19 protein-coding genes and 1 tRNA gene are annotated in these 25131 nt (G+C 45.1%); 9 read left to right on the top strand and 11 right to left on the bottom strand.

Annotated features, from left to right (window positions below):
• The first annotated feature begins 1946 nt into the window (after positions 1-1946).
• The 4 genes from mnmG to KD145_RS19290 all read left to right on the top strand — a co-directional run bounded on the left by mnmG (position 1947) and on the right by KD145_RS19290 (position 6519).
• Positions 1947-3815, top strand: coding sequence for a tRNA uridine-5-carboxymethylaminomethyl(34) synthesis enzyme MnmG (gene mnmG, locus KD145_RS19305; protein ID WP_212000926.1), 1869 nt, complete (start codon positions 1947-1949; stop codon positions 3813-3815).
• A gap of 439 nt (positions 3816-4254) precedes the next feature.
• Positions 4255-4842 carry an RNA polymerase sigma factor gene (locus tag KD145_RS19300; RefSeq protein WP_212000922.1) on the top strand — a complete coding sequence of 196 codons (588 nt, stop codon included), beginning with the start codon at positions 4255-4257 and terminating at the stop codon, positions 4840-4842.
• Positions 4835-5962 (top strand): hypothetical protein, encoded by a 1128-nt coding sequence (locus KD145_RS19295; RefSeq protein ID WP_212000920.1) that lies wholly within the window; start codon positions 4835-4837, stop codon positions 5960-5962. The genes KD145_RS19300 and KD145_RS19295 overlap by 8 nt, the downstream gene beginning before the upstream one ends.
• Positions 5963-6090: 128 nt before the next feature.
• Positions 6091-6519 (top strand): hypothetical protein, encoded by a 429-nt coding sequence (locus tag KD145_RS19290; protein WP_212000918.1) that lies wholly within the window; start codon positions 6091-6093, stop codon positions 6517-6519.
• A gap of 4 nt (positions 6520-6523) precedes the next feature.
• Here the strand turns inward: KD145_RS19290 and cls are convergent, their stop codons facing one another.
• On the bottom strand, positions 6524-8005 hold the full coding sequence (gene cls, locus KD145_RS19285) for a cardiolipin synthase (RefSeq protein WP_212000917.1): 1482 nt from the start codon (positions 8003-8005) through the stop codon (positions 6524-6526).
• A 246-nt stretch (positions 8006-8251) separates the two neighbouring features.
• Between cls and KD145_RS19280 the strand changes: the two genes are divergently transcribed.
• Positions 8252-10270 carry a hypothetical protein gene (locus tag KD145_RS19280; RefSeq protein ID WP_212000916.1) on the top strand — a complete coding sequence of 673 codons (2019 nt, stop codon included), beginning with the start codon at positions 8252-8254 and terminating at the stop codon, positions 10268-10270.
• A gap of 124 nt (positions 10271-10394) precedes the next feature.
• Here the strand turns inward: KD145_RS19280 and KD145_RS19275 are convergent, their stop codons facing one another.
• Both KD145_RS19275 and KD145_RS19270 read right to left on the bottom strand, forming a co-directional pair.
• Positions 10395-11942 (bottom strand): IS1182 family transposase, encoded by a 1548-nt coding sequence (locus KD145_RS19275; protein WP_212000915.1) that lies wholly within the window; start codon positions 11940-11942, stop codon positions 10395-10397.
• A 102-nt stretch (positions 11943-12044) separates the two neighbouring features.
• Entirely contained in the window at positions 12045-14183 is a 2139-nt protein-coding gene (locus KD145_RS19270) for an alpha-galactosidase (protein WP_212000914.1), read from the bottom strand.
• 219 nt (positions 14184-14402) lie between these two features.
• On the opposite strand from KD145_RS19270, the gene KD145_RS19265 reads away from it, so the two are divergent.
• Both KD145_RS19265 and KD145_RS19260 read left to right on the top strand, forming a co-directional pair.
• Positions 14403-16820 (top strand): ABC transporter permease, encoded by a 2418-nt coding sequence (locus KD145_RS19265; protein WP_212000913.1) that lies wholly within the window; start codon positions 14403-14405, stop codon positions 16818-16820.
• A gap of 207 nt (positions 16821-17027) precedes the next feature.
• Positions 17028-17459, top strand: coding sequence for a hypothetical protein (locus KD145_RS19260; protein ID WP_212000912.1), 432 nt, complete (start codon positions 17028-17030; stop codon positions 17457-17459).
• On the opposite strand, the gene KD145_RS19255 is transcribed toward KD145_RS19260, so the two are convergent.
• The 3 genes from KD145_RS19255 to KD145_RS19245 are packed head-to-tail and all read right to left on the bottom strand — an operon-like array spanning position 17425 to position 18877.
• Positions 17425-18108 carry a ClpP family protease gene (locus KD145_RS19255; protein WP_249219446.1) on the bottom strand — a complete coding sequence of 228 codons (684 nt, stop codon included), beginning with the start codon at positions 18106-18108 and terminating at the stop codon, positions 17425-17427. The genes KD145_RS19260 and KD145_RS19255 overlap by 35 nt on opposite strands.
• Positions 18109-18120: 12 nt before the next feature.
• Positions 18121-18378: a hypothetical protein gene (locus KD145_RS19250; RefSeq protein ID WP_212000910.1), complete on the bottom strand. Its 258-nt coding sequence runs from the start codon at positions 18376-18378 to the stop codon at positions 18121-18123.
• Positions 18359-18877, bottom strand: coding sequence for an RNA polymerase sigma factor (locus tag KD145_RS19245; RefSeq protein ID WP_212000908.1), 519 nt, complete (start codon positions 18875-18877; stop codon positions 18359-18361). The genes KD145_RS19250 and KD145_RS19245 overlap by 20 nt, the downstream gene beginning before the upstream one ends.
• A gap of 128 nt (positions 18878-19005) precedes the next feature.
• Here KD145_RS19245 and KD145_RS19240 point away from each other — a divergent pair, with 128 nt between their 5' ends.
• Positions 19006-20376 carry a hypothetical protein gene (locus tag KD145_RS19240; protein WP_212000906.1) on the top strand — a complete coding sequence of 457 codons (1371 nt, stop codon included), beginning with the start codon at positions 19006-19008 and terminating at the stop codon, positions 20374-20376.
• A 6-nt stretch (positions 20377-20382) separates the two neighbouring features.
• On the opposite strand, the gene KD145_RS19235 is transcribed toward KD145_RS19240, so the two are convergent.
• Together KD145_RS19235 and KD145_RS19230 are read right to left on the bottom strand one after the other, a co-directional pair.
• Positions 20383-20559 carry a hypothetical protein gene (locus tag KD145_RS19235; RefSeq protein ID WP_212000904.1) on the bottom strand — a complete coding sequence of 59 codons (177 nt, stop codon included), beginning with the start codon at positions 20557-20559 and terminating at the stop codon, positions 20383-20385.
• Positions 20560-20605: 46 nt separating this feature from the next.
• Complete coding sequence (locus KD145_RS19230; protein WP_212000902.1) at positions 20606-20863, bottom strand: hypothetical protein; 258 nt, start codon at positions 20861-20863, stop codon at positions 20606-20608.
• Positions 20864-21065: 202 nt separating this feature from the next.
• On the opposite strand from KD145_RS19230, the gene KD145_RS19225 reads away from it, so the two are divergent.
• The gene (locus KD145_RS19225) at positions 21066-21623 is read left to right on the top strand and encodes a hypothetical protein (protein ID WP_212000901.1); all 558 of its coding nucleotides are present in this window, start codon (positions 21066-21068) and stop codon (positions 21621-21623) included.
• 265 nt (positions 21624-21888) lie between these two features.
• Here KD145_RS19225 and KD145_RS19220 read toward each other — a convergent pair.
• The 3 genes from KD145_RS19220 to recQ all read right to left on the bottom strand — a co-directional run bounded on the left by KD145_RS19220 (position 21889) and on the right by recQ (position 25035).
• Positions 21889-21961: transfer RNA gene (locus tag KD145_RS19220), tRNA-Phe, on the bottom strand.
• Positions 21962-22046: 85 nt separating this feature from the next.
• The gene (locus KD145_RS19215; protein WP_212000899.1) at positions 22047-22811 is read right to left on the bottom strand and encodes a DUF3050 domain-containing protein; all 765 of its coding nucleotides are present in this window, start codon (positions 22809-22811) and stop codon (positions 22047-22049) included.
• Positions 22812-22833: 22 nt separating this feature from the next.
• Complete coding sequence (gene recQ / locus KD145_RS19210) at positions 22834-25035, bottom strand: DNA helicase RecQ (RefSeq protein WP_212000897.1); 2202 nt, start codon at positions 25033-25035, stop codon at positions 22834-22836.
• Between the last annotated feature and the right edge of the window lie 96 nt (positions 25036-25131).

Raw genomic sequence — 25131 nt, 5'->3', positions numbered from 1 at the left:
TATCCTTCGATATTGTTGAATCCAGGCCATGCCCGATATCTACTAGAAGATTCATTGTGAGGGCCAGATTTAAGTTATATCCCAGATGATTGCACCCTTTATGTTCTATTCCGAGATATTGCCCATTATTTACCCCTCGAGATAGATCCATTTCTCATAGTGAACAAACATCCATTGCAGTTCCTTGTGTTCACTATTTATATCTCCTTTAGATACTCTTTTACTGTTCCTGTATGATCTATCCCTTTTCTTGATTTGCAAGGGATGATTTAGCATTTGGAGGAATTAAAACATACACATATGCCTCCTGAGCATCCAAGGAAATGATGCCCCTGATTGATGCGTGGAAATGCATCCTTTTCCACAACTTCCAGCCCGTGAATACCTTTCTTAACCATTTCTTCAGGAACAAAGAATCCATGGGGAAGGGGATAGTAGCCCTTTCCTTTATTGCCTTCGTTAGAACCCGGATGATTTATCCGAGTAACATGAGAGTCCTAATGAATGAGTGAGGAGCTGCAAGGACCTCTTTTTTAGATATGGGGAGTAGGTCTATATATGGGTTGTAGGCTATGAAAAGAAGGCTATCATCTCCTGGCTTTTTATTGTGTGCTGTATGTTCAACCTCACAAGGAACTCCTGGGTACCCCCTTTTCTTCGCTTCATATAGCATTGTTCTTCTCAACCTCCGGGCTGCTTTGTTCCGGAATAGGTTAGCAGTTAGTCCATGTGCAATATGAAAGGAAACTGGAATACAGAGGGTGTTAGGGATGTGAAAGTAGAAGATAGCGCTATGACTTGAGTGAGTGGAATAAACCTTTAGCGGCCACAAAAGGGAGGGGTCAAAAACATTATGGATCCTTTTAAGGAATCTGAGCATAGGGGAGTCATGCATGTGAGACAAATAGAAAACAGAATAATGTCTTGGATTATCAGAAGGAGATTGGCGTAATGGAAAGTCAGGTTGGTCGTTTCTACCTGGATCATCCGGTGCCTGGTTCTACCTTTGAATGAAAACAAAGGAGATAAGGAAGTATCCTCATTTTACCATTATGAGGGAAGCCAGGTTGATATACTTGGAATTCCATTATGGATACATCAGAGGAAGCTTAGTGTAGGAAGGTAGAATTAACGGAAAGTTGTGAACCTACCTTTCCTGCTAAAGGCATTAAAAGTAATCAGCCCAAAATGGGATTCCTATTTTGGACATGGCAACAGGAGTATCTAAAGGAAAGGACTGTCCTTAGGCAAGCACTACAATTAATGCACCGGATCTATAACAACGGAGGTAATCTCAAGTGATGATTGTATTTGCTACGATAAATGAGTCCTGGAATCTAATTTTAGATATAGCGCTGAGTATTCATCCTAAAGGCGAGCACTACACTAAGCAGACAATGATAGATCTCAGCATGGATATACAGACAGGAGGTAATACCAATGATGATTGTATTTGCTGCGATAAATGAGTCCTGGAATCTGATTTTAGATATAACGCTGAGTATTCATTGTAAAGGCGAGTACTACACTAAGCATAACTAGATGAGGTAAATCCCAAATCATAATTGTATCTGCTGTTTAAAATCTAATTTAGATATAGTGCAGCTGCGGAGATTCCAAATGCCCTTAAGGCGAACACTACACTTAGCATACCGATATAGGATTCTATACGTCGGAGCGGCCCGGATATCGATGAGCCCGGCCTTTTAGCCTATAGGAAATCATTAAAAGAGAGCCATATTCTTTTAACCTGGCCTTTTTACGGATCAGCTTCGGTATTGCAGGACTAAAAGGGAAGTTGCTATTTGACCCTTAACCGTATTTTACGGATCAGCTCCCTCTTCAAGTCTGGGTATCAGCACATACCGAATGTTCCACGTGGAACATTTGAGATTCTCTCTACAATATCCCTTCTTCTATGTAATTTTGCACTTTCTTTATTAACTATGTTTCCATCATACGATATAATTGTGGTTGGTGCCGGGCATGCAGGCTGTGAAGCTGCTGCTGCTGCCGCCAATATGGGCTCTAAGGTTTTATTGGTGACCATGAACATGCAAACCATCGCACAGATGAGTTGCAACCCCGCCATGGGAGGCATTGCCAAAGGACAGATTGTAAGAGAAATAGATGCACTGGGAGGATACTCCGGTATTATTACAGATCAGTCTATGATCCAGTTCCGTATGCTGAACCGCTCAAAAGGTCCGGCTATGTGGAGCCCCCGCGCGCAGAGTGACCGTATGCTTTTTGCAGCTAAATGGCGCGAAGCACTGGAGAAAACCCCCAATGTGGATTTTTATCAGGACATGGTAAAAGGTCTCCTGGTAAAAGATGGCCGTTGTTATGGTGTAATCACCGGACTCGGACATGAAATAAAAGCCAAAGCAGTGGTGCTGACCAATGGTACCTTCCTCAATGGTGTTATCCATATCGGTGACAAACAATTTGGTGGCGGCCGCGTGGCTGAAAAAGCAGCTACCGGGATCACCGAACAACTGATTTCCCTCGGCTTTGAAAGCGACCGTCTCAAAACAGGTACACCTCCCCGCATTGACGGCAGAAGCCTGGACTATTCCAAAATGGAAGAACAACTGGGGGATGAGGAAATTGTTGGCTTCTCCTACCTCAACATAGAAAAAATCAAACCAGCCCAGCAAAGAAGTTGCTGGATTACCTATACCAGCGATGCCGTACACGAAATGCTCCGTACCGGCTTCGACAGGTCTCCTATGTTCCAGGGACGTATCCAGGGCACCGGCCCCCGTTATTGCCCCAGCATTGAAGACAAAATCAACCGCTTTGCCGAAAGGGAAAGACACCAGCTGTTCGTAGAACCAGAAGGTTGGGATACCGTAGAAATTTATGTCAACGGATTCTCTACCTCCCTGCCGGAAGATGTACAGATGAAAGCCCTCCGACTTGTACCCGGTTTCGAAAACTGCCGGATGTTCCGCCCTGGCTATGCCATCGAATATGACTTCTTCCCACCAACACAGCTCAACTTCTCCCTGGAAACAAAACAGGTTCAGAACCTCTTTTTTGCAGGACAGATTAATGGTACCACCGGCTATGAAGAAGCTGCCTGCCAGGGATTAATGGCAGGGATCAATGCCCACCTCAAAGCCGCTGAACAGGACCCATTCATCCTGAAAAGAAGTGAAGCCTATATCGGTGTACTGATAGACGACCTTATCAACAAAGGCACTGAAGAACCTTATCGCATGTTTACTTCCAGAGCCGAGTTCCGTACCCTGCTCCGCCAGGATAATGCTGACCTCCGCCTCACGGAAAAAAGCTACCAAATGGGCCTCGCCAAAGAAGAACGTATGGTAAGGGTGCAACAGAAAAAAGAACAGGTGGAAAAAATCAAATCCATCCTCAAGGAACTGTCTGTAGAACCGGAAGAAATAAGTTCTCTCCTGGAAGCAAAATCTTCTGCTGCGCTTACCCAAAAACAAAGAGCCCATCAGATATTACTGCGTCCCGGACTCGATATCTTCTCCATGAAATCTTTTGTACCTAAAATTGAACAGGCACTGACTGGATTTGATAGCGAAGTATTGGAGCAGGCAGAGATCCAGATCAAATACGATGTGTATATCGAAAAGGAAAATGAACTGGTGAAAAAAATGAGCCAGCTCGAAGACCTTATCATCCCGGAAAACTTCGACTATAACAAACTTGTTTCACTATCCAGCGAAGCCAGGCAGAAGTTCTCCAAAATCCGCCCACATACTTTAGGACAAGCCAGCAGGATCAGCGGCGTAAATCCCAGCGATGTACAAATCCTGATGGTTTACATGGGAAGATAAAATTGATGACATATAAAAAATTTAAAAGAGAAGGACTGACAATTTTTTGAGTCAGTCCTTCTCTTTTTTAATGCCAAAAAAAAATCTCAAAAAAATCTCCAAAAAGAATTTTTTCGACGAAAAAGCCCAAAAATCGACCTTCAGAAATGGGGTAAATTTCAAGAAACACTTCCTGGTTGATAGAAAGTATTCAAAAACGAGGAATGTCTGAAAATGAGGCTAAAAATGGCCAAAATAAGGGTGTGTGCATTTCTACTGCAGGAACTTTCATTTAATTGCATCGAAATCAGGAATCATCATTTTTTTATTACCCGGAACAACCATTTTTAATCACTTCTCGTATGCATTGTATTCAACCAACTGTTTGATGGAGCATACACTGAAAAAATCCGTAACGGGTACAGTCAGGATTTAGCCAAAGACAGGCAAGCAATACTCTGTGGAAGACCTGAATCAAATTAATGACCTCATAACAGGTTGCTGTAATAAGGAACGCAGCAGCCAGGAGTTGTTATACCGTAAGTTTTTCGGGTATGCACTCAGTATATGCATGCGCTACGCACCCAACAGAGAAGAAGCGCTGGAGATAATGAACGATGGTTTTTTGAAAGTCTTTCAGCGAATTGATACCTTCGATAGCAGCCGACCTTTTAAAGCATGGCTGAGCAAAGTAATGGTCAACACGGCCATCGATTTCCTGCGCAGCCGGAAAAAACTGGTGTTTACTGATAGCATAGAACAGTTGAGCGATCTGTGGAAAGATGATAAAGTGATAGATAAACTTTCCTACGATGAATTGCTTATGCACGTACAATCCCTTTCTCCTGCGTACCGTACCGTATTTAACCTGTACGTCATAGAAGGTTATCAACATCATGAGATTGCAGTAATGCTGGGTATTTCCATAGGAACATCCAAATCAAATCTGTTTAAAGCAAAAAAGGTGTTGCAGGTAAAAATCATCAGTGCCTCCGGTAGCACTGTCAACAGTACATCGGTAAACCTTTCTATCCATAAAAATGAGTGAAGAGTTTGAATATAAAATCCGTGACAGGTTAAGCGAAGCTGATTTTCCATTTGATCCGGCAGCATGGGTGAAAATGGAAAGAATGCTGGATGAAGAAGACAAAGACCGAAAAACCATCTTCATCCGCTGGTGGACCTCTGCTGCCATGCTCCTGCTGGTGCTGGTAGCCTGGTGGCTGATGTATAATCCATCAGACAATGCAACAGAGGTGATATATCAACCTGAAAAAAAAGAAGACTCCAAACGAAATAAAACATCCTGGAGGACAACGGAAACCGCCGTTAAAACCCCCGTCCCCATAATAAAACAGCCGGTCATGTGCCACCAGCAGCCTGCCTGTGGAACAATCAGCAAAAAAGTCACACAAACACAAACCTCCGAAGAACCTAAAGAGGTATTAACACCAATCGGTGCAATTAACACTAACGACTATACGAATAAATATAACTTAAACGAATACACGAAAATTAATCTATCCCCTGATCATATTGCCACCATTACGTTTTACAACCAGGATAGCATTATAACCAGACCTTCACCCAAAAAGAAAAAATGGTATGTAGGGGTGGTATTGGGACCGGATTTTACGGTGGCACCATCCTTCAAATATGGCAACATCGGAGTGGATGCAGGTATCCTGTTACATTACTATTTTGATCCTAAGTTATTTGTAACCACCGGAGTGATATACAACAAAAAAATGTACGGCGCTGCTCCGGAAGATTACCGGAATGGCAGCGTAAACTTACCTTATGATAAACTTAAAAAAATAAATGCCAGCTGTAGTATGCTGGATATACCGCTGAACCTCAATTATACTTTTCTTTCCGGAAAAAAAGACAGGACCAGCGCCACACTGGGATTATCCAATTATTTTATGCTGAAGGAAAAATACCGCTACCAGTATGAATACAGAGATCCCAAAGAACTAACCATTCTGAGCCAGCAGCCAAACTATCTCTCTGTTTTAAATGCGGGCATACTGTATCAGCGCGAGGTGTCACGTCAGCTGTTGCTGGGAGTACAACCCTATGTCAAAATTCCGCTGAATGGGGTGGGATATGGACAGGTGAAACTATACTCTGCCGGCATTACACTCCAGCTAACACTGACCCGGTAAAAAACAGTATGTCCCGATAACCGCCATAGGCTGCTATTCAGCCCCAGAACAATCACTATCGTCCTTTGTTATCATCTGTAGGTGGCATGGCATTTTCTGCTTTTTTTATTCATCTAAAAACCATCTTTATGGCAAAGAAAAGTGATAAAAAGAACCCGCCGGTTGATAAGAAAAAAGCCGGCAAGGAAAGTGAAAGCGAATATCCGGGATACCCTGAATATCCGGCCAGCGAAGATATTATGAACAGGGACAACAGAATAAACGAAGTGGACCTGGATATGGACGATGTAACCCGTTCTTTCCGGCATAACAGCGAACTATCACCAGGAAATAATAAAAGCCCGCGCAAAAGCGATGAACAGGAAGAAACCTGGCGCCAGGATAAAACCGGGGACGACCTGGATGTGCCCGGCGCAGAACTGGACGACGCTTCAGAAAACATTGGAGAAGAAGATGAAGAAAACAACCTCTACAGCCTGGGCGGCGACAGACACCGGGACCTGGAGGAAGACAATGGAGAATTTCTGGAAGAAGAGGATGAGGACGGTAAATATTAATACGTTACAACAGTGGTGTTAACAAGCGGCATACCGAATCCATAAATCTTTTGGCGAGGTTCCGTTTATTCCAACGGGTTTCCTGTAGAGGCAAGGAATACAGCAGATCTTCATCAAATGCACGGTCCAGCCTGGCAGCAGTTTCCTTATCATACACCAGTGCTCCGATTTCACAATTCAGGAAAAAGCTGCGGTTGTCAAAATTAACAGAACTAACCCAGGCAAGATTATCATCTATGACCATCGTTTTGGCATGGATAAATCCTCTTGTGTAAAAGAATACCTTCACACCAGCAGCAAGCAACGGCTTCATATAAGACAGGGCCGCATGCTGTACGATAAATGAGTCGCTTTTAAACGGAAGCAGCAGTTGTACATCTTTCCCGGCCAGCGCAGCCATTTGCAGAGCCGTGAGCAGTTGCTCGGTAGGAATGAAGTAGGGATTGGTGATCCGTATTCTTCTTTTAGCCACGTTAATAGCCATCAGAATACATTCCATAGCCATCGGCCATTCAGAATCCGGACCGCTGGCTACAATATCCGTGAAACAAGTGCCTATAAGCGGAGCAGATCTTCCGAAAAAAGGAGCTTCAAAAGGAAATACTTCCTTGCTGCAATAACGGTAACTCATCAGGAACTGCAACTGTAGCAGGTTTACTGCATCTCCTTCTATTTTCAGGTGCGTATCCCGCCAGTAAAGATCATGTTTGCCATTGTTGACATAACGATCGTCGAGGTTAATACCGCCTACAAAACCAACATTGCCGTCTATTACAATGATCTTTCGGTGATTGCGGTAGTTGGCATTGAGATAAAGATCTACCAGCAAAGGGGAGAAGGGATATACACTGGCTCCGTTTTCTTTCAGAATACGGGGAAGTTTTTTAATGTTGTTGCTTCCAACATCATCATACAGAAAGCGCACCTGTACACCCTGATTAAGCTTTTCTACCAGTATTTCGATAACGGTGTTACCGATATCATCTGCGGCTATCATGTAGTATTCGATGTGGATATGGTGTTTGGCGGCTTTTAAGGCTGCCAGTACCTCGGGAAACTTCTCTTCACCATTGATCAGCAGTTTTACGTGGTTATTTTTAGTCAGCACAGATTGCCGGGTATTCAGTAACATAGCCGACAACTCCTGTTTGTTACCTACCAGATGCCGCAATTCCAGCTGCATTTGCTCTATCTCTGCCCGCTGCGATTGCCAGTATTTGGCAAACAGCACTTCATCTTTGCTGCCTTTCAGGGTAAACCTTCTTTTCTTACGCAGATCACGGCCCAGGTAATAATACACCACCAACCCTACAATAGGGATGAATATCAGCAGGAGGATATAGGCGACAGCTTTTATGGGATTCCGGTTTTCCATCAGGATAGTGAATACGATACCGGCAAATGTTAATATCAGCATTACTGTACTGCCGATTTTGACGGAAAGATGCCAGTTTGAGCCGGTCAGATAATTGATGAGTGTATGCACCCTGATTGTATAGTTTAAAAGGTTTGTGTAGTATTAACGTTTGCCTGTTGAAAAAGTTATGAACGACGGGGGCCTACCTTCCACCACGGGGCGGAAGAGGGGCCTGCCGGGTATTCTGCCCGTGAAGATAATGAACCCCTTATATTATTTTACCCAATTCCAACCATGTTTTAAAAAAACTATGATTTATGCATACGACTGCATAATTTGTTTGAAAAGACATTTCCGCAATATCCACGTAACAACATGAAAACGATACTTAGGAAGCGAATAACGGCCGGTTTGCTATTGCTGTCAAATTGCGTATATGCGCAGACGTTAGACAGATGGAAAATTCAGCCGGACGGTAGTATTATCTGGAATATAGCCGGCAGTACTCCTCACTACGACCATATCGAAATGGCGGGTAAGAAGGTGGCCCTATGGCTCCAGTATGGGGTAGACAGCAGCGGTGCCAGCGCCATCACACGGACGATCATCTTTCCCACCTTCCGTATGGTCCCCAATAAAACAGAGACAGCTATGATGTACACCGTCAAGGATGACATGCTGCCCCGCTTTTTTGTTAATAATAAACTCTGGAAGCAGGACGTCTATAACGGTGGACCGGTAAAGCCATTGCCCGAAAAAGTAAATAGCATCCGGCACATGGGGATAACCAGTATCAGCTGTGTTTTGGGCAATGACCGTCAGATTGAGCTGAAACGATCTTTTTTCCCATCAGACGATCAGCCTTTAGCATTGGAACAGCTGGTATTTATCAACCATGGGTCACAGCCGGCCACTATAGAAATGGAAGACATGCAGCAGGAGCGTACGCCAGCTGAAAGCCGCAGCTCTAACGGACCACTGCATTTTGTGATGAATACGGTTGGTGCTGGCCGGCAAGAGGTAGCCCCTGGAGATTCTGTCCGCTTTGTAATTGCCTACAGTGCCCGGAGGGGTAATGAGGTGCCGCTGTCTGTAAACACTGACACAGAGCTGTTGGCCAGGAAAGCCCGTATTGCAGGTATTCTCTCACTCCTGCAGCTGGAAACACCGGACACCTTGTTGAATACTGCTTTCAATTTTGCCAAAATAAGGGCCACTGAAAGCATTTACCTGACCAAAGGTGGTTATCTGCACGGTCCTGGTGGTTTGCGCTATTATGCTGCTATCTGGGCCAACGATCAGGCCGAGTATGTAAATCCTTTCTTTGCATTTCTGGGAGATAGTATTGCCTTAAATTCTGCCATGAATTCCTACCGTTGGTTTGCAAAGTTTATGAACCCGGATTATAAACCTATCCCCAGCTCTATTGTGGCAGAAGGCGATGGTATCTGGCATGGCGCCAAAGACAGGGGAGACATGGCTATGATCGCTTATGGAGCCAGCCGCTATGCCCTGGCTGCCGGTAATGCTGATTCTGCCCGTGTTTTATGGCCACTGATAGAATGGTGCCTGGAATATCTGCACAGGAACGTCAATGAAAACGGTGTCGTACAATCCGATAGTGATGAGCTGGAAGGACGATTCCCAGCAGGAAAAGCCAATCTTAACACCAGCGCATTGTATTACGATGCACTGCGCTCGGCTGTGCTGCTGGCCGGACAATTAAAGCTCCCCGCCCGTGACTATAAAGAACGCGCAGACATACTCCGGAAAAATATTGATCGTTTTTTTGGTGCCAATGTAGAAGGATTTGATACCTACCGCTACTATGAAGAAAACAAGGTGTTGCGCGCGTGGATAGCCACACCGCTGACCACTGGGCTGTTTGAAAGGAAAGAAGGCACCATCGCTGCATTGTTTTCTCCCAGACTATGGACAGAAGACGGTCTTGCTTCCCAGGCCGGTGACAAAACCTTCTGGGACCGCAGCACCCTCTACGCGTTGCGTGGGGTACTGGCTGCCGGCGAAACTACCAAAGCAATGGATAAGCTCAGATATTACTCCCAGCGCCGCCTGCTGGGTGAACACGTGCCTTATCCGGTAGAAGCCTATCCTGAAGGCAACCAGCGTCACCTTTCCGCCGAAAGTGGCCTCTATTGCCGTATTTACACGGAAGGTCTCTTTGGCATGCGCCCTACCGGGTTCAACAGCTTTGAATGTACGCCCCGCCTGCCTGTAGCATGGGACCACATGACGCTGAAGAACATCCACGCCTTTGGAAAAATATTCAACCTGGAAGTAAAAAGAAAAGGAGCAGGAAAATTATTGATAATCGCTAACGGCAAAGAATATACGATAAAAGAAGGCGCTACCTTATCCGTGAGTCTGAAATAATATATCAAAATAATAAAGTACAAAGGGGCCGTCTCAAAACAAGAGACGGCTTCTTTTTTATAAATTCCGGTTGTTATAATGATTCTCCAGTTTCCATTTTTAGAAGTGAAGGGTTAACCTGATTTTATGCTGTTTTCTTTCTAAGATTGTGTGCCATAGCCATTAATCCCATTTCGATTGACACTTTATCCATCCCTTTTAGCATAAATCTTTTAAAGCCATGATTATGCTTAATATTTGCGAAGACAGATTCCACGTCATGGCAACGTTGTTTACGCTTCTGTATTCCTTTTCTTCCTTTTAATCGTTTGTCAGCCAGCTCCTTAAGACGATTTAGATTATGATTTACTTCTATGATGCGATTTGTTTGTTGATCATGACACATCTGCCGTAATGTACATCCTTCGCATGTTCTGGCTTGATAAGTAGTTATTGTTTGCCCGTACCCGTTTTTAGTTGTTTTTGGGAACGTACTTTTTCTACGCATTCGCTGGCCGGCAGGGCAGATATAGTGGTCCTTTTCAGCATTGTAGGGTAGGTTTTGGGCCTTGAACATTTCCCTGGTTTTAGTTGACCGGTGCTGGTTGCGATCGAAGGAAGCATGCTTAACATAAGCCGTAATTCTCCTGTTTTCCAACCATTGATAGTTCTGTTCGCTGCCATACCCTGCATCCGCTGTAATATTGGCGGGCACTCGTTTATATAACCGTATATACTGCAGGAGATGACTGATTAAAGTTGATGTATCCGTGGACTGCTGATGAAGGCTGTAATTGACGATGTATTGATTATTAGTACTTATCTGGAGATTATAAGCTGGTTTAAGCTGACCATTCTTCATATGATCTTCCTTCATACGCATAAAGGTAGCGGCGGGATCTGTTTTGCTATAGCTATTGCGGTTAGAGCCTATTATTTGTTCCTGTTGCTCATACTTATCCAACGCTGAAGGCCAGTTACGGTGAGCATATCCCAGCTTTTGTCTGATCCGCTTGTCTATGGGTTTTTCTTTGAGGGCGTCATTGATGGCCGCTATTGTTTTACTGACTTTTTCACTGTCGATTTTGTCATATCCGGATGGGTCCGTATCATCACCCAATTCTGAAGCTGCCACTGATTGTGCATATTTCCACAAGTCATTAAGCTGCTGTTTTATTTTTTCTTTACTGTACTTAATGCCATTGCTCCATACAAAACTGTAGCGATTTGCCTGCGATTCTATCTTTGTCCCGTCAGTGTACAGTTCTTTTATGTTCAGTAAGCCTTCTTCGCATAACAACAATACCACCTGGGTGAATATAGGTTGTAATACCTTTTGCAAGCGTTCACCACGGAACCTGTTGATCGTATTATGATCGGGTTTACTCATACCACTAAGCCACATAAAGTGGATGTTCTGGCCTAGTGCCTCCTCTATTTTACGGCTACTGTAAATGTTATTTATATAAGCGTAAATAAGGACTTTCAATAACATCCTGGGATGGTAACTGCTGGTTCCTCCTGCTTTATAACGCTTCAGCAATAAAGTTATATCGATCTTTTCTATTACGTCATCCACCACACGAACTGGGTGATTCTCGGCTATCAGATCCCCAATCTCGGGAGGGAAAAGCATAGCCTGGTGCTGCTGATTGGCTTTAAAGACTACTGATAGTGTTTTTCCTTTGGGCATACTATAAAAACGGAAAAAGCTACCCCGCAGATTTCCCCCCCCAAAAAAAAAGAAGGGAGTGTCTTTTGAGACACCCCCTTCTCGTTATAATATCTCCTGATGTTATTCCGCTACTACTTCCAGTATATTACTGGTCAGTGGTTTTACCTTTCCGGGTGTAAGGCTGATGCCTGCATTCATCAGGAAATCCCCGCTATATACTTTGTTGTTGAAAGCAGAGGCTGTTCCGGGGAAAAGATTGATTTCATTGACCCGGTAGTTTTTCTTCGGATCAAGACCCTGCAGCTTCACCAGCGGAAATACATCTCCGCGGCGGGTATTCATCAGATAGTGAAATACAATTGTTTTCTGTTTGTCTGTACTGGTATACTGAAATACAGCTCTGGGCTGTTGGTAAGGAGAAACAAGCCGGTACAGATCGCCATACCATACGATATCACGTACACGGTTATACGTAGTAACCGCATCATGACTGAACTGCAACTCCTGTGGTGTAAAATTATCCACTTTAATATCATAACCTAGTTTGCCCATCATCGCTACATCTGTTCTGAATTTCAGCGACTGTTTGCCCATATTCGTGATATGTGCGGCCATTGTATTGGCAGGGAAGAAGTGTGAATAACCATACTGAATATATATTCTGTCGAGTGCATCTGTATTGTCGCTGGGCCAGAATTCGGTGAAATACTTCATGGCGCCATAGTCCGTACGACCGCCACCACCCGAGCACAGCATGATCGGAAGATGTGGATATTTGACACGTACCCTTTCGAGTACCTTGTACAAACTGCGGGTATATTCTATAAAAAGATGAGATTGTTTTTCTTTCAGATAGGGAGAGTAGGTATTTGTGAGCGTACGATTGCAGTCCCATTTAATGTAGGCTATACCGGGATTCTCTGACATGGTTTTGTCTACCACATCAAAAACAAAGTCCTGTACGGCAGGATTTATCAGGTCCAGTACCATCTGGTTGCGGTAATAGTGTTCGGCCCTGTTGGGCAGACGCAGTATCCAGTCGGGGTGTTGGGTGTAAAGTTCACTTTTAGGATTTACCATTTCCGGTTCCAGCCAGATACCGAATTTAACGCCTTGTTTTTGTGCCTCTTTTACGAGGAAACCTAAGCCATGTGGTAGTTTTTCCTTGTTGTTGTCCCAGTCACCCAGGCCGGCTTTATCATCATTACGGGGATATTTGTTGGCAAACCAGCCATCATCGAGCAGGAAGAGATCTACTCCCAGCTTGGCTGCTCCGCCAAAGAGGCTGGTCAGCTTTTGTTCATCAAAATGCATACCGGTGGCCTCCCAGTTATTGAGCAGCGTGAGACGGGGAGTATGCCCATCGAGTATGCCATAATTAACTGCCCAGTGCTGCAGGTTGCGGCTGGTCTGGCCTTTACCGCTGTCAGACCAGGTAAAGATAAAGGCCGGGGTGGTAAATACTTCATTGGGTTTCAGCGTGTAGTCGCTGGCGTAAGGATTGATGCCTGCACTTACATGCAAGGCGTTTTTTTCGTCTATTTCAAAGCCGAAACGGAAATTACCGGTCCAGGCAAGTGTACCTGCCAGTACGGCTCCGCTGTTTTCTTCAGGAGCCTGGTCCAGCGAGAGGAGAAACATGGGTGACTGATACATATTAGCCCGAACACCCAGTTTGCTGTCCAGTATTTTAGTGCCTTTGTTAAGTTGTTCTTCCACCATCGTCGCCTCCCGGGCCCAGTCGCCATGGAATTGAGAGAGCCAGTAGTGTCCTGCTTTAAAATGTAGCATGGAGGATGCGTAAGCGGTCAGCAATACGGGCTGTTTTTCGGTATGTTTGATCTCTGTCCAGGCTTTGATCACATCTTCCCGGAAATAGGCCTCAAAATGAAGAATAACGGTTACCGGATATACGGGATCCTTAAGGGTGATATCGGTGGTGGTAACGTTATCATCTTTTTTGGCAGACTGGAATGTTACATATTTCAGTTCCAGCGAGGGATTACCGTCGTTGTGCACTATGCGGATGGCCGGGTCCAGCAGGCTTTCCATACCGGCGGTGATATAGGCTTCCTGCCCTGATTGGCTACTGTTGTTACCGCCTGCTGGTTGAAGCGTCTTGCCAAAATATTCCTGTACAAGCCGGCCCTGGCCATTAACGCTGTAAACCAGGCTGCTGTTAAGGGTATTGATCCGTATCTGCTGGGCCTGTACCCATTGGGAAAACAGCAACAGGCCTATGCTTAGTAGTTTTTTCATGTGTCAGTTTTTATACGCGGGAGATTAAGCGTACAAAATACAAATATTGATCAATGGAGCTGATGGTAATTTACCAGAAAACGGTTCTTTTGTGCAGTACCGGACATGCATGTACGAATATGAACAAAGAAACAGAATAACATATTTGATTTTCAATTGATTGTGTGGTGGCATTTTTTTGGTGTCTATATTGGGTTCACGTTTTTTTCAATCCTTTTTATGATAAAAAACTATTTTCTGGTAGCGTGGAGAAATCTCCAAAAGAACAGATTCTTTACTGCAGTAAATATCACTGGTTTATCAATAGGGATGGCCTTTGTGCTGTTGATCGCTGCTTATACATGGGGAGAATGGCAGGTGAATGCTTTCTTCAAAAATAATGAGCGGATTTTTGCACTCAAAAGTAAATGGGTTAATTCCGATATGGGATTTGAAGGAACATCCATCGGCCCGCTGGCAAAGGCATTACAGGAGCATTATCCATCTCTGGTAAGTACCTGTTACAGGAATGATGCCATCACCTCCATTGTGAGTGTTGGCGACCGGCATTTCAGGGAAAGGTTGCAACCAGGAGACTCTACTTTTCTGCAGCTGTTCAGCTTTCCGTTATTGCACGGAGATGGCCGAACGGCAATGCAACAGCCCAATGCAGTAGTTTTAACAGCTTCCAAAGCCCGGCAGTTTTTTGGAAAGACGGATGTAGTAGGACAAACAGTGGATATTCAGTCGTTTGATGGCAAAAAGCAGCATTTTGAAGTGACAGCTGTTTTACAGGATCCTCCTTTCAACACGGTTTCCGGATATACCAGGACCGTTATGAACGACATTTTCCTGGCTCCCGGCAGCCTTGCCTTTTTTGGGAGACAAAGCCTGTTTGAAAACTGGGGCGCACGTTATACGGTTGCCTATGTGGAAGTGAAGCCTGGTGTGACACCGGCCCAGATACAACAGGCGGCAGCCACTTTATTGAAAACGAATGCATCGGCAGACGTATATAAAAACCTGACTGTAGAACCAGTGTCGTTGAGATCATATTACCTTGGGATGAACAACGGTATTGCAGAGAAAATGATCACTGCACTGGTATTGGTGGCCTTGTTTATTTTGATCATGGCTATCATCAATTTTGTCAATATCTCCATTGGCAATTCACTTACAAGGTTAAAGGAAATCGGCGTCAGAAAAGCAATGGGAGGGAGGAAGCAGCAACTGATCATTCAGTTTATAGCGGAATCGGTACTGGTAGCGGCTTTTGCATTTATCGTAGCACTGATGTTGTTTACCTTGCTACGTCCATTGTTCGGTCATATGTTAGAGAAGGATATACCAGACCTGAGCAGTTTTCCATACTGGTTTGTTATTTTCCCCGTATTGACCATTCTGCTGACCGGCCTGACTGCGGGCATTTATCCAGCATTTGTATTGTCTTCACAGCCATCTGTAACAGCTTTAAGAGGTAAGCTGCAGCAGGTGAAAGAAAAGGTGGTATTCAGACGATCACTGATCGTTGTGCAGTTTGTAACTGCTATCATAGTATTTTCGGCCGCTATAGTGATCAATGGTCAGTTAACTTTCTTCTTCCATAAAAACCTGGGATATAACAAAGATCATGTGATCACAACACCTGTGCCACGTGACTGGACAATGAATGGTGTAAAGCATATTGAATCTGTCAGGAATGATTTTGCTAATGTTCCGGAGATATTGTCTGTGAGTTATTCTTATGAAATACCCAATGGGAATAACAACAGCTCCAACATGCTCTACAGGCCTCAAACAGACTCCACACAGGCAGTGACAGCGGTATCGCTGATCACAGATGAGCAGTTCAGCCATACTTACGATATCAAAATGGAAGCCGGCAGTTTCTTCTCTGGTGCCCCGGAGAAAAACAGGGACTCTACCCAGTTGGTGCTGAATGAGTCTGCAGTACGGGCACTGGGGTGGAAGAGCGCACAAGAGGCGATCAACCAGCCGGTGAAAATGTACAACTATCCAAAGGTGTTGTATGTAGCGGGTGTGGTACGTGATTTTCATTTCAGCAGTCTGCATGTACCGATAGCCCCTACGTTTTTTATGCATCCCTATATATCGCAGCAGTTCCGCTATTTATCCTTCCGTTTGAAGTCTGGAGATCCGGGAACGGGAATTGCAGCCATTCAGCGGAAATGGCTGGAGTTGTTTCCGGAAGCGCCTTTTGAATACAAGTTTCTGGATGATATGATTGCACAACTATATGCCAGGGAACAACAAATGAAGAAGGCGGCGCAATGGGCTACTGTGGTGGCTTTGCTGATCGTGTTGCTGGGAGTGTTAGGTATCGTGACACTTAGCATGGCCAGAAGGAACAAGGAAATGGGTATCAGAAAAATACTAGGTGCTTCGGCCTTACAGATCACAGGACTTTTTGCGCAGGAGTTTTCCCTGGTGATGCTGATTGCCAACCTGGTAGCATGGCCGGTTGCCTGGTTTATCCTGCGTCAGTGGCTGATGAATTATGCTTACCGCATAGATCTGAATCTGTTTCCTTTCGTTGCAGTAGCGGTGTCGCTGGTAGTGCTGGTATGTATGATTGTCTGGGGTATGACCCGGCGGCTGGCTGTGATGAATCCTGTGAAGAGCCTGAGAACAGAATAATGCTTATATCCGGCAGGCACTGTGCTGTTGCCTGCCGGAGAAAAAATATTATCGTGTTAAGAAGTAATTAACATTCTGTTGAGAAAATTTTTTTTCTTTTGATAGATGTTTTTTAACCCACAACCATTGTTTGTTATTATTGGTTACCCGAATTCAGGAAAGAAGAAGATGTTGCAGGAGCTTTTTGAGCGCAAACATTTTTTTCCGATGAAGGAGCCCTTTTTACCGGCTGTTTTTAAAAGCAACAGGTTTGTAGTGATCAACAGGACCAATCGCCGCCATACTTCGGGCGCGTTGTGTGTGCATATCAGCCAGGTATTGCGTCGCCATACCTTATCTTCTCCTGCATGTATGGTTATGCTCAGTCTTATTCTCGATGAAGGAGAACGGGATATCAGGAAGGTATTGCCATACCTGGAGGCTTCTGGATGCAGGTTGCATTATCTGGTGCTGGCGGGCAGCTGGTCAGATAAGCGTTTTATCAGTGAGCGGGATCTGGAATTTCTAAAGACTGCCACTCAACGGGGACGCATACACTATTTTGACTTGCTGGTAACCCGTTCTCCGCCTCGTTTTCAGCAAAGGACGACTGCAGTGGCTCAAGTCATCCGGGCAGTGTTGGATGGGAGCTGTCAATAAGGGTTTTTTCCTGAGAGAGGAGCTGTTGCATCAGTGCCACCCGGAAGGGCGCGTGTTCCAACGCAATGAGGTCTTCCGTACTACCTAACACCTGGTCTATAAGGCCGAAGGAGCGGGCTTCTATAGCATTCATGAAATGATCGTTTTCGAAGGCAGCTTCAATTTCTTCTGTACGGCGGCCCGCATGTAGGGCAATAAGATAGAAGATCTGGTTTTGCAGTCGTTCCTGTTCCCGGTAGGCGATACGGACGTCTTCGGTGTAACCTTTGGCACCGCCGCCGGTAGGATGCATATGTACAGTGGCGTGCGGAAGAGCATATCGCTGGCCTTGTGCCCCGGCGGTGAGGATCACCGTGGCCATACTGCCGGTGAAGCCCATGCACATGGTGGAAACAGGCGATTTAAGCATTTTCATGGTGTCGTAGATAGCCAGTCCGGCATACACCACACCACCCGGACTGTTGATGTACATGCTGATCGGCTGGTGGCTCTGGCTGTCGAGATACAACAGCTGTGCAACAATCAGATTGGCCACCTGGTCATCTATGGATGTACCGAGAAAGATAATCCGCTCTTTCAGCAGCAGACTGTATATATCAAAGGCATTGCGGCCATCGCCGTCAATAACGGTAGGAATCAGAAAAGCCATATGGATAGGTGTTTATTGGAAGATGGAGATAAAGGTCTGCCGGTATTGTTCATCTTTCATTACCTGCAGATAAAGGTCGTCCAGTTGTTTACGTTTTTCCTTACGGGAAAACCAGCGGACCAACTGCATTATTTTTTGCTGATAGCCGATGTTGGCGCTCAGTTGGGGAGAAATAAAAGACCTGGCTTCAAATACAAGCCTGTCGGTACTTTCCTGGTTATTCTCCAGGTATTGTTCTATTTCTCTGATTTCACAAAGCTGCTTCCTCATAATCTATCTGTTTTACTTGTTCTCTTATTTTTTCGAGGCATTTGTATTTCTGTACGGTGGCCACATGCTGCGTTTTATATTGCATGCTGCGGGTTATTTCAGCCATAGACAGTTTATCGTAATAGAAGGCCTGCAGTAGCTGTAAACATTTTCTGCCGGCTGATTTCAGATAATCGATCACAGGTTTGCGGACGGCCGGTGTTTCATAGAAGTCGGCCGGAACCGCGTAATGATCATCATCTGCATCGATAGACAGGTATTGATGGTCATCTTTCAGCTTGCGCAGGCAGAGTATGCGGGCGATGCCCTGTATATAGGCGGTATCTGAGGTGATTGTATGGGAAGAGGCCTGTTTTTTTTCCATCCAGATGATCACGGCATCATGAAAGATATCTTTCGCCATGTCCGGATCGCCTCCCATCTGATGCACCATCCGGGCCACTCTCGGCAGCGTGTCTTTATATATCGCTTCGAACTGTGCGTTATGATGAATAAGCATGTTAAACACGTTTTAATAGTAGTGTCAAAAAACGTGGGAATATCACCCGGAAAATAAAAAAAATTAGGCAGGATTTCGAAGTAGATGATGTATGTTGCAATAAGTTGTTGTTAACGAATACTCAATGTATGAAAAGCCTTGTTCTTTTGTTTCTTGCCCTCACTATGGGCCTTTCTTTTGTATATAGCCAGTCCAATCGCCGCACAGCAGCAGCCACTGCACGCCAGGCATCATTGCCCGCCGTAACAGATAAATGGCCCGGTACCTGGAAAATGGCATACAAACCCTGGCCGCATATCCCGGGCGTGAATATGGAACTGCAGATAGGAGAGGGCATCTGCGGGATGTTGTACCCCGCCGTGCTGACATTGGATTATTCCCCCTTTTTCGGTCGTTATTATGTACTGCTGGCCCGTAAAAATGACGGGCAGCTGGGTATCGGCAGGTATAAACATGCGGTAAAGGAAACCCCTTTTAGACTGGGTGCCTGGTTGTTATATCTCAATGGCACACTGAACTACTCCCGCAAAGGGAACGAAGCGCCGGTGATGTCAATACAACGGATGTGGATAAAAGACTTCGGCCTTTTTATGAAAGGTCTTTATGAGGGCGATGAAATATATGAAAGTATGAAAGTGACCTTACGCGACATGCTGTATCGCACCGATTTACAACTTAAAAAGGTCAGTGACAAACCCTGGCCAGACGCGGAAGTGCAACACTTTCTTCGTCTGCAGAGAGATTCGTTTTACCTGGGATTATACAGGCGTATAGACGTTAACGATAGTACGGTACAGTTGACCATTATTGATGAAGATCAACTGGATAAAGACACGGTAACATTGATACACAATAGCAAGACGCTGATGAACAGAAGTGAAATCAATGAGCAAACCAGATCACAGCAGATAAAGCTGGATACCGGCATAAATCTGTTGGCTTTTTTCGCTGATAACTATGGCCGTATTCCGCCTAATACCGGTGATATGCGTATCAATGCAGATGGTAAAAAATATTCGTTTGATTTCAGCGATCGTACTAATGCTTTCGCCACTTTTCTGGTGGCACAGCTTTACCGGAGACCAGTGCCGCTGCCACCATCCGTGGTTACGCCCACTCCGGCTGCTCAAAGTGATACCGCTTTGCGTACCAGGCTGATTTCCAGTCGTAAGGACCAGTGGGTTACCAACCTCACTGTCAAACAAAAAGAGGTAACACTGGAGTTATGGGATGCCCAGACGGAAGACGGAGACAGTATTTCCCTGCGCCTTAACAATGAATGGATTGTAAACGGCTTTCCGGTTAAAAAACAAATACAGGAAATAAAGCTCTCGTTAAAACCAGGTGAGAACAAGTTACAGTTCATGGCCGACAACCTGGGCAGTATTCCTCCCAATACGGCTGCACTACGTATTCACTATGGTAATATCAGCCGGCGGTTTGATATCAGCACTGATATGAAGAAAAACAATATCATCCGCATTGTATACCTGGAATAACAGGCATTACCAGCCCTTTTTGTTGGAACAGGTTTCAATACAGTAAAGGCTGTTGCGCTGGAAAGACTCGTTGAAGTTTTCAAGGTATACTTCATATCCGATAAAGCCGATGCTTTCTGCTTCCACATCCATGGTGGCCAGCGCCGGATTGCTGTCAATACCGTTGTAGTAGGCTTCTCCCATGCCAACTATAAAACAGCGGCTGTAGAGAAAACTATCGTCAGAGCCATCAATAACGGTGAATTTCCTGCCGGTCTATATGATATAATTTCTGCTCCATAATATGATTAAAGGAAACCAACTCCTCTTTGTCGAGTGGCTCCAGGAACTGGCGCAGGTTTTCACCGATAACATCAGAAAGCTCGTAACTAAGGGCTTCAAGCAGGAGGGGATCGTTGGTTCTTAAGGCCAGTTTGCGGGCGGCATTTAATTCCGGGGAGGCTGTCCAGGCAGTTTCAATGATCTGCCAGAAATTTGTTTCATTCATAAGTAATGGGATCAATGGTGAAAAAGAAATTTCATAGCTAACAATTCAAAGGTAGCAGGGGGCTGCGTAGTGGATATGCGTATTGAACCGGTATCAATCGGCCACTGTAACAGGTTTGCAGTAACAGGCAAAAACAATTGCCTTGTTGATAAGAATCGTAACTTACGGGTGTTTCTATCCACGCTGAAAAACTTTTCCTCGCATGATACAGCGCTTTCGCAAGAGCCCGAATTTCTACCAAAACGTATATATCTTCCTGTTAGTCATAGGTATTATTCTGTTGGTGCTCGCTTATCTGCTTTACCGGCGTACGTTTATCCCTCCGTTGGTGCCGGTAGGGGTGCTGGTGGCAGCTGGGAGTATCGCTTTTTTGCTGGTCCATAAGCACTACAACCGTGTGTATGGCATCAGAGGAATCTTTTATGCATTGTCTAACAGTCTGTTATCGTATGGAGGGATCGTTTGTTTTCTTTTTCTGCTGATCAACTACAGCGCTGCAGACAGTATGGACCAGGGGCTGATATTGCCTATTCAGAAAAAACATATCGCTGTAGACAGCACTGGCAGGATCACTTCCATGGAGAAGCCTTCGGTGATTATTCATCATCAGGGTGTGGATAAAGAGCTGGTGTTTGATTTTTCCCAATACCCGAAGGTGATAGTAGCAGACTATGTGGTGGTGGATTATAGCAGGGGTTATTTTGGGTATGATATATTTCATTCTTTCGGCATCGTGGAAAAGTTCCCGGGTACGCCGTAAAGGACTTTTTCTACATTTTGCTGTACATACTTCAGATATGCCAGCATATAGGGCAGCGTGAAATTACGGATGGATGATTGGGTATATAACTTCTCAATAGTGGTGGTCAGCAACACGTTCGATTCCGGATACATCTCTATCCCGCAGATATCATCCCGTTTTAACACATATAGCGCCTGGGAGTGGAAAACAATGCAGACATAGGTAAGAGATTAGGGTAAATAAAACGCAAAAAAAAAGACCACTTTAAAAGTGGTCTTTTTAGTGGTGTGGGGCGGGATCGAACCGCCGACACAAGGATTTTCAGTCCTTTGCTCTACCGACTGAGCTACCGCACCATGTCTCTTTTTTGTGTGTCCCTCTCGTGAAGGGATTGCAAAGGTAAGACAAAAATTATAACTGCAAAATTTTTCTTCAGATTTTTTAAAAAACTTTTTCCTGAAGGATACCACTCCAGAGCTGAGTGCGCCACTGTAGCGACTTACGGGCATATTCGGCAGCTTCTTCCCATTTTTCAGAATCGTTCCCACAGAGCTCCTGTACCATCTGCATGGCAAGTTGACTGTGATGATCGCCATCCACTTCGATATGTCTTTCGAGATAATAGATGAAGGTGCCGAGCTTGCCGGGGAATTTCCGGTCCATGTCTTTTACCAGGGCATGGAACATGTCCGGAATAAGGTCTTCACGGCCAAAAGTGAACACAGCTGCCATGATATGTGGTTTGCCGGATGCGATCACCTCAAAGGTAAAGCCGAGAAAGCCCTTTACAGCTTCAGGAAGCGAGGATTTTTCCAAAATGGAGCTTACGGGCGTACCGGCGGAAATAGCCGAAATAAGCGCCTTTATTTTGCTTGTATCAGCACCTGCCTGTTCCATGGCCCGTTCGTACAGCTCAAAATGACTGCAACGGTTGCCGTCCATATCCACATCACTTTCTTCACCGGTAACGATTTCATTGATCAGGTAACGGGTAGCTGCGTTGCCAACCGGTACCCAGGGAACCTGTACACAGGTGAGATGCTGTTGTAAACCTTTCAGCAGAGACATAAAATCCCATACGGCATACACATGGTATTCCATAAAAAGGCGGATGTCGTCAAGGCTTTCGAGGGAAGCATATAGAGGATGGGAAATGACTTTTTCCCGTGTGTTTGCGATGGTCTCCTGTATTTTCTCGATATTCATTCTACATGACAGTTTATGCTTACTAGTTGCCGTATTCTACCAGGAACTTGATCCTTACCAGCTTTAGTTGTTCCAGGGTGTAATCATTTTCGATCAGCTCCTCCCTGGCTAGTGCAAGGCTGGACGTTTCACAGCCTTTAAAGTATTCCATGATCTCTTCCTGCGCGTAATCATCCAGTTCTTCATCGATGCAGTAGTCAAGGTTTAGTTTAGTACCGCTGGCTACGATGGTCTCCATTTCATCGAGTAATTCGGAGATACTGAGTTCCTTGCTTTTGGCGATGGTTTCCAGCGGGATTTTTTTGTCGATATTCTGGATGATGAACACCTTCATACCGCTTTTATTGACCACGCTCTTCATTACAAAATCATCCGGTTTGGTAATGTTGTTCTCTTCCACATACTTGGCGATCACATCAATGAACTGTTTACCATAGCGGATGGCCTTGCCTTTGCTGACACCCTGTATTTTTTCCAGTTCCTGTACGGTGGTCGGATATTGGGTCGCCATATCTTCGAGGGATGTTTCCAGGAAGATCACGAAAGGAGGTAGGTTCTTTTCCTTGGCCACTTTTTTACGCATCTCCTTCAGCATTTCGACTAATGCCGGGTCGGCAGAGGCGTGGGATTCGGCATTGGCTTCTTCCTCTTCTTCGCTACCCTCTTCGTCAAACTGATGGTTGAGGGCCACCATGATGGAGTAGGGCTTTTTGAGGAATTTTTTGCCTTTGTCGGTCACTTTCAAAAGGCCATATTCTTCGATATCCTTTTCTATCAGACCTTCCAGCATCATCTGGCGGAGGAGGGAATTCCAGAAGTGAGCATCAAATTCCTTTCCTTCTCCAAACACCTCCAGCTGATCGTGGCGGTAGGTGGAGATCTGAGGACTGGTTTTGCCGGCAATCACATTGACAACATACTCGCTGCCAAAACGTTCTTCCAGGGCACGGATGGCTTTCAGTACGATTACCACCCTGTTTTTTACTTCTATCTTTTCTTTCGGATTGCGGCAGTTATCACACTGGCCACAGTCTTCTGTTTCATATTTTTCTCCGAAGTAGTGCAGGATAACTTTACGGCGGCATACGGCGCTTTCGGCGTAGGCCACAGTCTCATTGATCAGCTGAGCGCCCATTTCCCTTTCACTGAGGGGTTTGTCGCGCATCAGGTGCTCCAGTTTCTGTACATCTTTATGGGAGTAGTAGCAGACACAGTTGCCTTCCAGTCCATCGCGGCCGGCACGACCGGTTTCCTGGTAGTAGTTTTCCAGGCTTTTGGGGATGTTGTAGTGGATCACAAAACGTACATCCGGTTTGTCGATACCCATACCAAAGGCAATGGTGGCCACAATCACTTCCACATCTTCATGCAGGAACATATCCTGACGTTGTGCACGGGTAGTAGGATCAAGACCGGCATGATAAGCTACCGCCTTGATATTGTTGGCAGACAGCATATCAGCGAGCTCTTCGGTGGTTTTCCGGTTGAGCGTGTAGATGATGCCGCTTTTTCCTTTATGCTGATGGATATACTTGACGATGTCCTTGATAGTCTGATCTTTCTTACGTTTGGACCTGATCTCGTAGTACAGGTTGGAACGGTTGAAAGAAGAGATATAAATATTGGGATCTTTTAAGCCCAGGTTTTTTACGATATCGCTCTGTACTTTGGGAGTGGCTGTTGCAGTGAGGGCAATGATCGGCAGTTTGTCGTTGATCTGTTCGATCATCTCTTTCAGGCGACGGTATTCCGGGCGGAAATCGTGTCCCCATTCAGAGATACAGTGGGCTTCGTCCACGGCGATGAAGGAAATTTCAAGCTCACGGAAGAAGTCGAGGTTTTCCTGTTTGGTCAGCGTTTCGGGCGCTACATACAGGAGCTTTGTTTTCCCTGTCAGCAGGTCGGTCCTTACCTTTTTGATCTGCGCTTTGGAGAGGGTAGAATTCAGAAAGTGCGCCACATTGTCTTTACTACTGTAACCCCGTACCAGGTCTACCTGGTTTTTCATCAGCGCTATCAACGGAGATACAATCAGTGCACAACCCGAACTCATCAGTGCCGGCAACTGGTAGCACAGGGATTTACCTCCGCCTGTTGGCATGATAACGAAGGTATCTTTACCCGACAGGATGCTTTGTATGATTATTTCCTGATTTCCCTTGAAGGAATCGAACCCAAAGTGTTCGCGTAATGCATCCATCAAACTTACCTTTACAACAGCCATTGCATTCAAATTTAAAAAAACGGTAAACTCTAAACTCTAAAGAATCAACAAATGATGAAATAGTTCTATATGTTTTTTAGGGGACACGAAGTTACT

The organism is Chitinophaga sp. HK235 (genome assembly GCF_018255755.1).
Taxonomy (GTDB): Bacteria; Bacteroidota; Bacteroidia; order Chitinophagales; family Chitinophagaceae; genus Chitinophaga.
Note: the sequence above shows the minus strand (reverse complement) of the source record. Positions and strands in the feature narration are given on the sequence as shown.